At 69.1% G+C, this 13,363-nt stretch carries 16 protein-coding genes; 7 read left to right on the forward strand and 9 right to left on the reverse strand.

Translation table 11 applies throughout. From position 1 onward, the window contains the following. Positions 1-101: 101 nt before the first annotated feature. From infC to ACLBKU_RS02305, 6 genes are all read left to right on the forward strand, one after another. On the forward strand, positions 102-581 hold the full coding sequence (gene infC, locus ACLBKU_RS02280; protein WP_410177913.1) for a translation initiation factor IF-3: 480 nt from the start codon (positions 102-104) through the stop codon (positions 579-581). Between the two features lie 271 nt (positions 582-852). Next, the gene (locus tag ACLBKU_RS02285) at positions 853-1,980 is read left to right on the forward strand and encodes a DUF547 domain-containing protein (protein ID WP_410177914.1); all 1,128 of its coding nucleotides are present in this window, start codon (positions 853-855) and stop codon (positions 1,978-1,980) included. 95 nt (positions 1,981-2,075) lie between these two features. Next, on the forward strand, positions 2,076-3,290 hold the full coding sequence (locus tag ACLBKU_RS02290) for a DUF547 domain-containing protein (protein WP_410177915.1): 1,215 nt from the start codon (positions 2,076-2,078) through the stop codon (positions 3,288-3,290). A gap of 97 nt (positions 3,291-3,387) precedes the next feature. Continuing rightward, positions 3,388-4,842: an SLC13 family permease gene (locus ACLBKU_RS02295; RefSeq protein ID WP_410177916.1), complete on the forward strand. Its 1,455-nt coding sequence runs from the start codon at positions 3,388-3,390 to the stop codon at positions 4,840-4,842. Between the two features lie 167 nt (positions 4,843-5,009). Beyond that, positions 5,010-6,323 carry a cystathionine gamma-synthase family protein gene (locus tag ACLBKU_RS02300; RefSeq protein ID WP_410177917.1) on the forward strand — a complete coding sequence of 438 codons (1,314 nt, stop codon included), beginning with the start codon at positions 5,010-5,012 and terminating at the stop codon, positions 6,321-6,323. 102 nt (positions 6,324-6,425) lie between these two features. Continuing rightward, the gene (locus ACLBKU_RS02305) at positions 6,426-7,265 is read left to right on the forward strand and encodes an SDR family NAD(P)-dependent oxidoreductase (protein ID WP_410177918.1); all 840 of its coding nucleotides are present in this window, start codon (positions 6,426-6,428) and stop codon (positions 7,263-7,265) included. A gap of 7 nt (positions 7,266-7,272) precedes the next feature. On the opposite strand, the gene ACLBKU_RS02310 is transcribed toward ACLBKU_RS02305, so the two are convergent. Beyond that, on the reverse strand, positions 7,273-7,806 hold the full coding sequence (locus ACLBKU_RS02310) for a J domain-containing protein (protein ID WP_410177919.1): 534 nt from the start codon (positions 7,804-7,806) through the stop codon (positions 7,273-7,275). Between the two features lie 183 nt (positions 7,807-7,989). On the opposite strand from ACLBKU_RS02310, the gene ACLBKU_RS02315 reads away from it, so the two are divergent. After that, positions 7,990-8,139, forward strand: a complete 150-nt coding sequence (locus ACLBKU_RS02315; RefSeq protein WP_410177920.1) for a hypothetical protein — start codon at positions 7,990-7,992, stop codon at positions 8,137-8,139. A gap of 4 nt (positions 8,140-8,143) precedes the next feature. On the opposite strand, the gene pal is transcribed toward ACLBKU_RS02315, so the two are convergent. The 8 genes from pal to ACLBKU_RS02355 form a co-directional block, all read right to left on the reverse strand. Then, positions 8,144-8,665, reverse strand: coding sequence for a peptidoglycan-associated lipoprotein Pal (pal, locus tag ACLBKU_RS02320; RefSeq protein ID WP_410177921.1), 522 nt, complete (start codon positions 8,663-8,665; stop codon positions 8,144-8,146). 24 nt (positions 8,666-8,689) lie between these two features. Then, positions 8,690-10,090 carry a Tol-Pal system beta propeller repeat protein TolB gene (gene tolB, locus ACLBKU_RS02325; protein ID WP_410177922.1) on the reverse strand — a complete coding sequence of 467 codons (1,401 nt, stop codon included), beginning with the start codon at positions 10,088-10,090 and terminating at the stop codon, positions 8,690-8,692. A gap of 1 nt (position 10,091) precedes the next feature. Beyond that, entirely contained in the window at positions 10,092-10,898 is an 807-nt protein-coding gene (locus ACLBKU_RS02330) for an energy transducer TonB (RefSeq protein WP_410177923.1), read from the reverse strand. Between the two features lie 12 nt (positions 10,899-10,910). Beyond that, positions 10,911-11,357: an ExbD/TolR family protein gene (locus ACLBKU_RS02335; RefSeq protein WP_410177924.1), complete on the reverse strand. Its 447-nt coding sequence runs from the start codon at positions 11,355-11,357 to the stop codon at positions 10,911-10,913. Then, complete coding sequence (gene tolQ, locus ACLBKU_RS02340; protein WP_410177925.1) at positions 11,357-12,058, reverse strand: protein TolQ; 702 nt, start codon at positions 12,056-12,058, stop codon at positions 11,357-11,359. Before tolQ ends, ACLBKU_RS02335 begins: the two co-directional genes overlap by 1 nt. 4 nt (positions 12,059-12,062) lie before the next feature. Beyond that, a complete protein-coding gene (locus ACLBKU_RS02345) occupies positions 12,063-12,512 on the reverse strand; it encodes a YbgC/FadM family acyl-CoA thioesterase (protein ID WP_410177926.1) in 450 nt (149 codons plus the stop codon). Positions 12,513-12,599: 87 nt separating this feature from the next. Then, a complete protein-coding gene (locus ACLBKU_RS02350) occupies positions 12,600-12,980 on the reverse strand; it encodes a histidine triad nucleotide-binding protein (RefSeq protein WP_410177927.1) in 381 nt (126 codons plus the stop codon). After that, positions 12,981-13,316: a phosphoribosyl-ATP diphosphatase gene (locus ACLBKU_RS02355; protein WP_410177928.1), complete on the reverse strand. Its 336-nt coding sequence runs from the start codon at positions 13,314-13,316 to the stop codon at positions 12,981-12,983. Positions 13,317-13,363 lie beyond the last annotated feature (47 nt).

A 13,363-nucleotide genomic window follows, 5' to 3' on the forward strand; every position in this document is an offset into this window, starting at 1 on the left:
ATAGCCGCCAGCACGAAGCTACCACAGGAGAACACCCCATATCTCGTCCACCCCGGCGCTCGTTGGCCCCGCCTGTCAAAAGCGGCCCTCGTTTTGATTTCATGATCCAGGTTCCCAAGGTCCGCGTCATCGACGACGAAGGCGAGAACCTGGGGGTGATGTACACGCGCGAAGCGATTGAGCAGGCGAACGAAAAGGGCCTGAACCTCGTCGAAGTGTCCCCCAACGCGGACCCGCCGGTGTGCAAGTTCCTCGATGTCGGCAAGTATCGCTACGAGGCGCAGAAGAAGGCCAACCTCGCGCGCAAGACGCAGAAGACGCAGGACATCAAGGAAGTGAAGATGCGTCCGAACATCGACACGCACGACTACGACGTGAAGATGCGCAACGTCCACAAGTTCATCGAGCACGGCGACAAGGTGAAGATCACCCTGCGCTTCCGCGGCCGCGAGATGGCGCACCAGCATCTCGGCATGGACCTCTTGAAGAAGGTCCAGGACGACGTCGCCGAGGTCGCCAAGGTCGAGGCCTTCCCACGGCTCGAAGGCCGCCAGATGCTGATGGTGCTCGCGCCCAAGTAGCCGTGCGGCCAAGGACTCGGACAATCGCGGTGCGGACGCGCCACGCTCCCGCACCGCGCCTTCCTGCCGACCAGCGACGTGGCGCGTCGACAAAGCGCTGAATCATCCCGATTGCCGACAACACGAGGCCTCGGAACTGCGCTATAGGATCGGTGCGGTCCGGGCGGCCATCTGGTCCCCGCCGAGCCTGCCCGGACCGCATGACCCTTTTCGCAAGACCCCGGCAGGCGACGCGCCTCGCGGGGGCCTTCATGCAGGAAGACCCTTGACGATGCCGTTCCTGTCCCGCCCGCTCGCCCCCGCCCTGCTGCTCTCCGCCGCCGCGCTGGCCTTCGCCGCGCCTGCCCAGGCTCAGGCGCGCAGCGACGACGCGCTCGCCGCCTTCGCGCCCGCCGACCGGCTCGACCCCAAGACCATCGACTATTCGATTTGGGACGAGGCGATGAAGAGCATCGTCATCTCGATGGGCCCCTCCTTGCGCGAAGGCGCGCCGCGCCCCGACCCGAGCTTCGGCACCCGCCGCCAGTACGGCCACGTCTCGCGCTTCCGGCTGGAAGGCACGCGGGTGATGTTCAGCTTCCTCGATTCCGACGTGATCGCGAGCTTCACCGAGTACCGCAAGGACCTCGAGAACACCGCCAACATCGTCGACATCCAGTCGCTCTCGCGCAACGAGCAGCTCGCCTACTGGATCAACCTCCACAACGTCGCGATGGTCGAGCAGATCGCCAATGCCTGGCCGATCCGCCAGCCGCGCGAGATCAAGGTGGGCGGCGTCCCGCTCGACGATGCGCCGTTCATCACCGTCGAGGGCATCCGCCTCTCCCCCCGCGATATCCGCGAGAAGATCGTCTACCGCTACTGGAAGGACCCGGCGGTGATCTACGGCTTCTGGCGCGGCGAGATCGGCGGGCCCTCGCTCCAGAAGGAGGCCTACAACGCCGACAACGTCGCGCGCCTGCTCACCCGCGGGGCGATGGACTACGTCAACTCGCTGCGCGGCTCGCAGGAGAGCGGCGGCAAGCTCCAGGTCGCCGAGCTCTACCGCGAAGCCGCCCCGTTCTTCTTCCCCGATTTCGAGAAGGACGTGCGCGCCCACCTCGCCCGCTATGCCGACGAAAAGACCGCCGCGCTGCTCGAGAAGACCAGCGGCGCCGACCCGGTCATCAACGAGCACGACATCGCCGACATCGAGGGCGGCGTGCGCGAGCCGACCTATTCGAACATCACCTCGAACGGCCAGGCGATCAGCTTCCGCATCCCGCAGAGCGTCGCCTCGCTGCTGCGCGAGCGCGACGAGAAGTTCCAGGAGATCATCCGCCAGGGTCGCACCGGCACGGTGACCTTCAGCAACATCACCCTGCCCGGCGTCGAGAACGAGACCGGCGAGGTCGAATAGGGCGCGCGCCCTCCTGAACATTCGTTCATCGGCGGTTTAGCTTCCTGTAATATCATCGCTTCCCGACGGGATTCTCACGCTCGGGGAGGCATGACATGATCTACCAGCTGGTGATCGGCGCTCTGGCAGGTTCGGCAATCATCGCCCCGGCGATTGCCTCCGGGCCCGTCGAACGCACACCTTTGGCGGCCGCGACCGTCGCCTTCGCCCCGCCCCCGACTGCACTCGCGAACGAACCCGGCGCAGTCGATCCTCTTGCGATCTTCACGCCCACCACCGACCCGGTGCGGACCAGGATCGATTTCGAGATCTGGGACTATGCGCTCAAGCGCCTCGTCCTCAACATGGGCCCCTCCAGCGGCAAGGGCGCACCGCGGCCCGACCCGCAGGTCGGCACCCGCCTGAAATACGGTCCGCAGTCGCGCTACCGCCTCGAAGGCTCGCTGGCGATGTTCCGGTTCTTCGACAAGGATGTGATCGCAAGCTTCACCGAGTACCGGCAGGACCTGGAGCGGGTGGTCGCCACCCACGATATCGCTGCCCTCCCGCGCAACGAACAGCTCGCCTTCTGGCTGAACCTGCACAACGTCGCGCTGATGGAGCAGTTGGCGAAGGAATGGCCGGTGCGCGAACCGCGCGAGATCACGATCGGCGGCGTGCCGCTCGACGAGGCGAAGATCATCGATCTGCGCGGCATCCCGGTGTCGCTGCGCGACATCCGCGAGAAGATCGTCTTCCGTCACTGGCGCGACCCGAAGGTGATCTATGGCTTCTGGCGCGGCGAGATCGGCGGGCCGCAGCTCCAGTCCTACGCCTTCACCGGCGCCAATGTCCCCTCGCTGCTCGACGTTGCGGCGGCCGATTTCGTGAACTCGCTGCGCGGCACGCAGAAGTCGGGCGACACGCTCGCGGTCTCGACGCTCTATGCCGAGGCGGCGCCTTTCTATTTCCCGAACTTCGAGACTGATCTGCGCGCGCACCTGACCAGGTATGCCGAAGCCCGCGTTTCCGCGCTGCTCGCGGAGACGAGCGGCGTCAAGGCGACGATCGACGAACCCGCCATCGCCGACCTGCATGGCGGTTCGCGTCCGCCCAGCACGCTGTTCGCGTCCTCGCAACCGGGCGGAAGCGAAGACCCGCTGGCGATCATCGGCTGTTCGGACGAACTCGGGCAGGCGGTCTGCGATCTGACCAGGGAGCGCACGCGCAAGCTTCAGACCATGGCGCGACGCAAGGACCTGGCGCCGCGGGTGTTCTTCTCGAACATCGACCTTCCCGGCGACCCGCCGAACAAGCACGCGGTCGAGTGACCTTGCGCCTGTGCGCGCAGCGAGCGGCGGGCTTGCCGCCACGCGCCGGGTGCTGATACTCCCCCCGGGACACCACCGGGGGGGAGCCGAACATCGCATGACACCGCGCCGGATCGGTCTCGTTCTCGGGCCGCTCGCCTTCGCGCTGACCCTGCTGCTCGCGCCCCCCGCCGGGATGGGCGCGGGCGCCTGGGCGGTCGCGGGGCTGACCTTGTGGATGGCCGCCTGGTGGATGACCGAGGCGGTGCCGCTGACGGTCACCGCGGTGCTGCCCTTCATCGTCCTCCCCCTCGCCCGCGTCTCCAACGCCGAGGCGACCGCGGCGACCTATTACTCGCCGATCCTGTTCCTGCTTTTGGGCGGCGCCTTCATCGCGCTCGCGATCGAGCGCACCGGGCTGCACCGCCGCCTCAGCCTCGCGATCCTGCGCGCGGTGGGGGCGAACGGCGGGCCGGTGCGGCTGCTAGTCGCCTTCATGCTCTCGACCGCGCTGCTGTCGATGTTCATCTCCAACACCTCGACCGCGCTGATCATGATGCCGATGGCGCTGGCGGTGCTGGAGGGGGGCGGGAGCATTGCGGAGGAGGGCACGCCCTCAAGTAGCGAAGCGGTAGGGCAACAAGGACTCCCGCAGGAGGGCATCGCCGGGGCGCTTCCCATGGGCATCGCCTTCGCGGCGAGCATCGGCGGGCTAGGGACGATCGTCGGCTCGCCCACCAACGCCATCGCCGTCGGCCTGCTCGACAAGATCGTCGGCGTGCGCATCACCTTTGCCGAGTGGTCGCTCTACGGCATTCCGCTGGTGCTGCTCGGGGTGCCGCTCGCCGCGTGGATCATCGCCCGGGTGCAGTCCGTAGCGGCGCATCCCTTCGACATCGCCGCCGCGCGCGCCGCGATCCGCAGCGACGCGCGCTGGACCACGCCCGAGCTCAGGCTCGTGCCGATCTTCGTGCTCGCCTTTCTCGCCTGGACCACCCAGCCGCTGGTCGCCCCGCTGCTGCCGCCCGGCTCGTGGACCGACGGCACCATCGCGGTGATCGCCGCGCTCGCGCTGTTCCTGATGCCCGACGGGACGGGACGCCCGCTGCTGGTCTGGCAGGAAGCCGAGCGCGCGCCGTGGAGCGTGATCTTCATGTTCGGCGGCGGCCTTGCGCTCGCCGCGGGGATGCAGGCCTCGGGGCTCGCGGCGTGGATCGGGCAGGCGCTGCTGCCGCTCGCGAGTTGGCCGCTGATCGCGGTCGCGCTCGCGGTGGTGGTGCTGGTGATCGTGGTCACCGAGTTCGCCAGCAACGTCGCGACCGCGACGGGGATCGTGCCCGTGGTCGGCTCGCTGGTCGTGGCGCTCGGCGTCGACCCGATCCTGCTCGCGCTCCCCGCGGCGATCGCGGCGAGCTGGGGCTTCATGCTCCCCGCAGGCACCGGCCCCAACGCGATCGCCTGGGCGACGGGGCGCATCCGGATCGGCCGGATGGTGACGGCGGGCGCGCTGCTCGACGTCGCCGGGGCTCTGCTCATCGTCGGTGTGGTGTGGTTGATCGCAAGCATCACGTGAAATCTTTCGCGCCCCGCTTGAAAGGATCGTACGCGGGCGATAGCTCTCGGCCCAGCACAGCGGCGGCAGCGGAGAGGCGTTCCTGCGGAGGTTAGGAACGGGCGCCCTGCCCCGCGGACCGGCTCCCGCCTTCCTGGGAGCGCGCTCACGAGGAAGGACCCGTCGCCATGACCGACGCCGTCGATGCGACCCACACCCCCACCCCCCGCCGCAAGCCCAAGCCCGCCCGGCGCGAGATCGGCGGCCGCCCGCTCAGCCCCGCGACGCTGATGATGGGCCACGGCTTCGATCCGGTGCTCTCGGAAGGCTCGCTGAAACCGCCGATCTTCCTCACCAGCACCTTCGCCTTCGAGAGCGCGGCCGCGGGCAAGCGCCACTTCGAGGGCATCACCGGCCTGCGCGAAGGCGGCGCGGAGGGCCTCGTCTATTCGCGCTTCAACGGCCCCAACCAGGAGATCCTCGAGGACCGTCTCGCGGTGTGGGACGGGGCCGAGGACGCGCTGACCTTCGCCAGCGGCATGACCGCGATCTGCATCCTGATGATGGCCTATGCAAGCGCGGGGGACGTGATCGTCCACTCCGGCCCGCTCTACGCCGCGACCGAGGGCTTCGTCGCCAGGACCCTGTCGCGCTTCGGGGTCAGCTATGTCGACTTCCCGGCCGGCGCGACCCGCGAGGAACTCGGCGCGGTGCTGGCGAAGGCCAGGGCCCAGGCGGATGAGCGCGGGGGCAAGGTCGCGATGATCTACCTCGAGAGCCCCGCGAACCCCACCAACGCGCTGGTCGATGTCGAGGCGGTGCGGGACGCGCGCGACGCCGCCCTGCCCGGCACGCCGATCGCGATCGACAACACCTTCCTCGGCCCCCTGTGGTCGCGGCCGCTGGAGCACGGCGCGGACATCGTCGCCTATTCGCTGACCAAGTATGTCGGCGGGCATTCGGACCTCGTCGCGGGCTCGATTGCCGGGGCGAAGCAGTGGATTGCGCCGGTGCGGGCCCTCAGGAACACGATGGGCGGGATCGTCGATCCCAACACCGCGTGGATGCTGCTGCGCAGCCTCGAGACGGTCGAGCTCAGGATGCAGCGCGCCGGGGAGAACGCCGCGAAGGTCTGCGCCTTCCTGCGCGATCACCCCAAGGTCACCGGGCTGGGCTATCTCGGCTTCATCGAGGACCCGCGCCAGCAGGATATCTACGACCGCCACTGCCTCGGCGCCGGATCGACCTTCTCGCTGTTCCTCAGGGGCGGCGAGGCCGAGTGCTTCGCCTTCCTCGACAACCTCACCATCGCCAAGCTCGCGGTCAGCCTCGGCGGCACCGAGACGCTGGCGAGCCACCCCGCCTCGATGACCCACCTCTCGGTCCCGCAGGCGAGGAAGGACCTGCTCGGCATCACCGACAACCTGGTGCGGGTGAGCATCGGCATCGAGGACGCCGGCGACCTCATCGCCGACTTTGCGCAGGCGCTGGAGCACGTTTAGGTTGCCCTGCCCACCCCGCTGCGACTAGCCAGCAAAGCTGGCAGGTCTCGCTCCCCTCCCGCAGGCGGGAGGGGTTGGGGGTGGGCTTGCAGGGAGGACAGCATGACCGACAGCCGCAAACCCGTGTTCCTCGTGATCGGCGCGGGCGCCGGCATCGGGGGCAATGCCGGCTTACGCTTCGCCGCGGGGGGCTATCACGCGGTGCTCGCTCGCCGCTCGGACGAGGCGGGGCTGGCCCGCATGGTCGCCGAGATCGAGGCGGCGGGCGGCAGCGCCTCAGGCACGCTGCTCAACGCCGCCGAGGACGGCACGATCGAGGAGCTGGTCGAGCGCACCGAGCGCGACATCGGCCCGATCCGCGCGGCGCTCTACAACCTCGGGGCGCAGATCGGGAACCGCAGCCTCGAGAACACCCCGCACCGCATCTTCGAGCTCGGCTGGCGGCTCGGCACCTACGGGGTGTTCCGCCTCGCCCATGCCCTGCTCCCGCGCATGGTCGAGCGCGCCGCGAACGGCGGCCCGCACGGCACGATCCTCGTCACCTCGGCGACCGCGGCGGTGCGCGGCAATGCCGGGCAGCACAGCCACGCCGCGGCGATGGGCGGGCGGCGGATGCTGTGCCAGACGTTGAATGCCGAGTTCGCAGCCCAGGGCGTCCATGTCGCGCACGTGGTGGTCGACGGCGCGGTCGATGCCCCCGACACGCTCGGCAAGCTGCTGGGCGACCGCTTCGAGGCCTTCAAGCAGGGCAAGGGCGCCGACGGGGTGATCGACCCCGCGGCGCTCGCCGAGACCTACTGGCACCTCGCCCACCAGCCGAGGAACTGCTGGACGCACGAAATCGACGTGCGCCCCTGGACCGACGTCGCGTGGTGGAACGACAACCCCGACCCGCAGATCAACGCGGTCGCCAAAGGCTTCGCCGGACCGCGCGCCGACTAGGCCCGGCTCAGCCCTTCCAGCTGCGCCGCTCCTCGGCGGCGCGCAGGACCTCGTAGGCGGTCTGGACCAGCTGGAACTGCCGCGCCGCCTCGGCGTCGCCGGGCTTGACGTCAGGGTGGACCTCCTTGGCCTTCGCCCGCCACGCCTTCTTCACCGCCTCGAAATCGGCATCGGCCTCGAGCCCCAGCACCTCCAAGGCGCGCATCTCGTCGGCCGAGCGCGAGCCGTCGCCCGAGCCCGCCCAGCCGTAATGCGAGGCTTCCGCATAGCCCGCGTTGTCGCGGCGCTCGGCACGGGCGCGTTCCTCGCGCTCGGCCTGTTCGAGACCTTCGAAATAGTCCCACTTGGCGTTGTATTCGGCGGCGTGCTTCTGGCAGAAATACCAGCGGTCGCGGCTGTTGGGGGCCTTGGGCGCGGGGCAATCGCCCGGTTCCTCGCAGCCGTGCCGGTCGCAGATCCGCACCTTGGCCGCCTCGCGCGAGGAGCCGTAGCCCCGCCAGCGCGGGAAGCCCCAGTCCATCGAGCGACCGGCGCGGCTCATTGGCCGCGTCCGCGGGCAGCTGGCTGCATGTCGTTGGTCGATGGAGTCACGCTCCCCATCTAGGCGCGGTGGCCCGAAATGGGAAGGCGTGAGAACGGTGGGAACCGGTTGCAATGTGAAATGTTGCACCGCAAAAGGACGAGCGGCGCCTCCCCTGTGCGGAGCGCCGGCGAGAGACGGATGATGAGCCAGCAACTGACCCTTTCCAGCCTGTTCTGCGCGCTTGCGCTGGCGGGGCTGTGCGTGGTCGGCTCGGCGCGCGACCTCGCCGGCCTCGACGCTCCGCTGGTGGCCGAACAGGCCGAGCTCGCGCCCGGCCTGCTCAACGGCTGATCCCTCAGTTGATGATCACCGAGGCGGCGCGGCGGTTCTGCGCCCAGGCAGCCTCGTCCGAGCCGAGCGCGACCGGGCGCTCCTTGCCGTAGCTGATCACCGCAATGCGGTTCCCGTCGACGCCGAGACTGACGAGGTAGGCCTTGGCGGCATTGGCGCGGCGCTCGCCGAGCGCGATGTTGTATTCGCGGGTGCCGCGTTCGTCGGCATGGCCTTCGATGGTGAAGGTCAGCTGCGGGAAGCGCGCGAAGTACTGCGCCTGCGCCTGAAGCGCGGCGGCGTCCTGGGTGTCGATGTTGTAGCGATCGGTGTCGAAATAGATCGTGGTCGAGGAGCCGACGGCCTGGGCGAAATGCGCCTGCGTGCCGACCTGCGGGCCGCTCGGCGGGGTGTAGGTCTCGCGCGGGGTAGTCGGCGCGGGGGTCTCGCCCGCGACCGGCGGGAGGGTCTCGGGCGCCTTCTTCGCACAGGCGGCAAGTCCGGTGGCCGAGGCCAGCAGCAGGATCGTGGCAATCTTCTTGTTCATCGCTCTTTTCCTTTCACGTGATCGTCAGGGCCGGATCGGGCCCCAGGCAGGGTCGGAGGCATCGACGGGAGTGGGCAGGCGACGCTCGTTCTGGCCGGTGAGATCCACCTGCCAGATCCCCGAACGCCCGGAATTCTTTTCGGTGCGGAAGAACTGGATGATGCGACCATTGGGGGCCCAGGTGGGGGCCTCGTCCTGCCAGCCGTTCGTCAACACGCGCATACCGCCGCCGCTCGTATTCATCACGGCGATGTTGAAGTCCCCGGCGATCCGCGTAAAGGCGATCTGGTCGCCGCGCGGGCTCCATTCGGGCGTGGCGCAGCGCCCGCCGAAGAAGCTGATGCGCTTCTGGTTCTTCCCGTCGGCGTCCATGATGTAGCACTGCTGGCTGCCCGAACGGTCGCTTTCGAAGACGATCCTGGTGCCATCGGGTGAGAACGACCCGCCGACATCGATCCCCGGATTGTCGGTGAGCTTCACCGCCGGCCCGCCGGTCGCGGGGATGCGGTAGATGTCGGTGTTGCCCGCGACCGCCATCGAGAACAGGATCGAGCGGCCGTCCGGCGACCAGCGCGGGGCGAGGGTCGGGTTCCTGTTCTCGGTCACCAGCGTCTGCCTGCCGGTGCCGATGTCATAGACATAGATGCGCGGATTGCCGTCGACATAGGAGAGGTAGAGGATCTTCGAATAGTCGGGCGAATAGCGCGGGGTGAGCGCGGTGGCGCTGCCCAGGGTGAGGAAGCGGTGGTTCGCCCCGTCGCTGTCCATAACCGCGAGGCGCTTGACCCGGCGGTCCTTGGGGCCAGTCTCGGCGATGTAGGCGATGCGGCTGTCGAAGAAGGGGCTCTCGCCGGTGAGGCGCGAGAAGATGAGGTCGGAGCACTTGTGCGCCGCGCGCCGCCAGTCCCCGGGCGCGACCACCCAGCCCTCGCGCACCAGCTGGTTCTTCAATTGCACGTCGTAGAGGTAGCAGCCGACCACCAGCCGGCCATCGTCGCGCGCGCGGACATAGCCCTGCACCAGCATCTCCGCGCCCCGCCCACTCCAGGTGTCGTAGACCGGCGCGGTGACCTGCGGGAAGCCCGGCGCCGGGAGGGCGTCGGGGCCCACCGGCTTGAACAATCCGTTGTTCCGGAGGTTGGCGGTGATGACCCGCGAAATCTCGCGCCCGAGCGCGGCGGTGCCCGCCTCGTTCGCCGGGGTCGGCTTGTTGGCGTCGGTGGCGAAGGCGGGAATGGCGATGCCGATGTCGGACCAGGCGCTCTCGTCGGTGACGGTGCCGCGCAGCGGGCCGTCGTCATCGTCTTTGCCATCGACAGCCACGCTCTCGACCTTCTGGTCGGTGCCGATCGGGGCGCCGAGATCCTGCGCGGCGAGCGGGCTTGCCAGCAGCGCGGCGGAGAGCAGGAGGAACGTCTTGGTCATGTCAGAGCCTTCGGTCGAATTGCCACTCGAGGTCGTCCCAGCGACTATAGAACTGTTCGGGCAGTTTGGAGAAATCGGCAAGCTGCACCGCGCGGATCGCGCGCTCGCAATGGAGCGCGGCCTGCGGGCGGTTGCTTTCGGTGATGCTGTTGGGGTTGGTACGGCAGGTCGGGCGGCCCTTCAGCGACCCGTCGGGATTGAGCCGCCAGCTCACCACCGAGACGAGCAGCTCGGCATCGACCCCATTGGGGGCGGTCCAGTTGCGCTTGATCTGGCGGGTGATCGCCGAGCGCAGGTCGGCCGCCTCCTGTGCGCCGAACTTCGCCGCCGGGGCGCGGGTTTCCTGCGTGGTCGTCGAGGAGCCCTTCCCGTCGAGGAAATCGTCGCCGATCCGGCTCCCGCCCCCGGCCTTGGGCGCGGGGCGCTGCTGAGCCGTCTGACTGGACGCCGGGCGATCGGGCCGCGAGCGGTCGCGCGAAGTTGCGGGCTGGCTCGCCGGGTTGCGCACCGTCGGCTTGGGCGGCGTCGGCTGCGGGCGGCTCGCCGGCTGGGGCTGCGCCGGTTCGGGCGCAGGCGCGGGCTCGGGAGCGAGCGTCGGGGCGATCGCGGCGCGGCTTTCCGACACCGGATCGGGCGCGGCAGCCTCGAGGCCGACGTCGGTCGCGAGGCTCACCTCGATCCGCTCGGGGAAGACCGAGACCTCGCTGCGCACCGCCTGCATCAGCAGCACGGCGACCAGCGCGCCGTGCAGCACGAGCGCCGCGGCAAGGCCGACCTTCTCGTCGTTGCGGAGCGTCCTCTCACCCATCTCACCCTCGAGCTATGGCGGCGTAACTGAACCGTCGGTGACCAGCGAAATCGAGGTAAACCCGGCGCGCCCCAGCTCGCCCATAACCTGCATCACCCTGCCATAGTCGAGGCTGCGGTCGCCGCGCAGGACGATAAGCGGGGGCTCGCCGCCGCGTTGCAGCGCCGCGAGCGCGTCGGGGAGCCCGCCGGCGGGCACCGGGTCCTCCTCGATGTAGATCGTGCCCGCGGCGTCGATCGAGACGGTGATCTGGTCTGGCTTCTCCTCGACCGGCGCAGCGCGGCTTTCGGGCAGCTCGACCGGCACGCCATCCGCGGGGAGCGTCACCGTCACCATGAAGATGATCAGCAGCACCAGCATCACGTCGACGAGCGGGGTGACGTTGATCTCGGACATCGCCGCGCGGCGGGTGCGCTTGCTGCGACGGCCTCGCCCGCCGGAGGAAAGACCCATCCCCATCAGGCGCGGTCCAGCTCGCGGCTGAGGCCCATGTGGAGCTTGTCGGCGAAGCGCTGGAGGCTCGCCTCGTAGCGGTCGACCGCGCCGCCGAAGCGGTTGTAGGCGATCACCGCGGGGATCGCCGCGAACAGCCCGATCGCGGTCGCGAACAGGGCCTCGGCGATGCCGGGGGCGACGACGGCGAGCGAGGCGCTCTGCTGCGCACCGATCTGGAAGAACGAGTTCATGATCCCCCACACGGTCCCGAACAGGCCGACGAAGGGCGCGACCGAACCGACCGTGGCGAGGAAGTTGAGCCGCCCGGCGAGCTCGTCGGCTTCGACGGCGATCTGGCTCTCCATCGCCGCGGCGATGCGCTGGCGGGCGGCGTCGCGATCCACGGGCTGCTTGGCGGTGGACTTCTTCCACTCGTCGAGCCCGGCCCCGGCGACCCGCGCGGCGGGGATGTCCTTCCTCGCCTGCTTGGTCAGCAGCCCCTCGCGGTCGCGCTGTTCCCAGAACTCCTCCTCGTAATCGCGCGACTTCCGGCGCAGCGAGCCCGCGCGCAGCGAGAAGGAGACGATGATCGTCCACACCCAGACGCTGGCGAGGATCAGCCCGGCCATCACCGCCTGAACGATGATGTCGGCCTGGAGGAACAGGTCGACCGGGTTGAGCCGGGTCGGAGCGGCAGCGGCGGCGCTGAGCAGGTCGAGCGTCACGGGGTCAGGCATCCTTGTTCATGAAGGTTTGAAAGGCGTCCCGCCACGCGGCGGGCTGGCGGCGCGGGCGGCCGCCCAAGGTGATGAAGCCGACGCGCATCTGCGCCTCGCACAGCAGCTCGTCCCCGCGCGAGGCGGTCTGGTGCATCCGGCACGAGGCCGCGCCGACCTCGGTGCAGCTTGTGGCGATCACGACGTCGTCGTCGAGCCGCGCGGGGCGCAGGTACTTGAGGTTGACCTCGGAGAGCGCATAGGCACCCTCCCCGCTTTCGATCGCGGCGCGCTGGTCGATGCCGAGCAAGCGCAACAGGTCGCTGCGCGCGCGCTCGAACCAGCGCAGGTAATTGGCGTGGTAGGTGATCCCCGAGAGGTCGGTGTCCTCGTAATAGACGCGCACGGCATAGAGATGCCGCGCACCGTCGAGGATGCCGCCGGGGGGAGTGGGAGAGGTCATCAAGCGCCACCTAGCCTAGCGGGGAATCCCTGCAAAGAGCGGTCTGTGCCATTTCTGGATGAACCGCCACCGAACGGGGGCAGCCGGTCAGCGTCGCGCGATCATCGGCCCCAGGGGTTCGCCGCCGAAGATGTGGACGTGGAGGTGCGGCACCTCCTGCCCGCCGTGCCGGCCGATATTGGCGAGGAGGCGATAGCCGGGCTCGACGAGGCCCTTTGCGCGCGCCACTTCACCGACGGCGCGGATGAAGCCGGCGATTTCTTCTTCGGAGGCCTTAGCGGAGAAGTCGTCCCAGCTGACGTAGCGCCCCTTGGGGATCACCAGCGTGTGCACCTCGGCCTGCGGGTTGATGTCCTCGAAGGCGAGCGCCCAGTCGTCCTCGTAGACCCGCCGCGAAGGGATCTCCCCGCGCAGGATGCGGGCGAAGATGTTGGTGTCGTCATAGGGAAGGGTCGGGTCGATCGGCATCTATGCGCTCCGGCTGGCTTTTTCCGTGAGGCCCGAGGTGCCCTCGCGGCGGTCGAGTTCGGCGAGGACCTTCTCGAGGGGCACGCCCTTCTCGGCGAGCAGCACCATCAGGTGGAACAGCAGGTCCGCCGCCTCGCCGACGAGTTCCTGTTCGTCCCCGGCGAGCGCGGCGATCACCGCCTCGGTGGCTTCCTCCCCGAGCTTCTGGGCGATCTTGTTGAGCCCCTTGGCATGGAGCTTCGCCACGTAGCTCGTCTCCGGCGAGGCGGCGAGGCGTTGGGCGATGGTCGCTTCGAGGCGGGCAAGGGTGTCGGACACGCGGCTCTCTGTCGTCATTGCGAGGAGCCGCAGGCGACGCGGCAATCCATGGACCTGGCTCGCCA

The organism is Erythrobacter sp. NE805, assembly GCF_046452355.1.
Lineage (GTDB): Bacteria > Pseudomonadota > Alphaproteobacteria > Sphingomonadales > Sphingomonadaceae > Erythrobacter.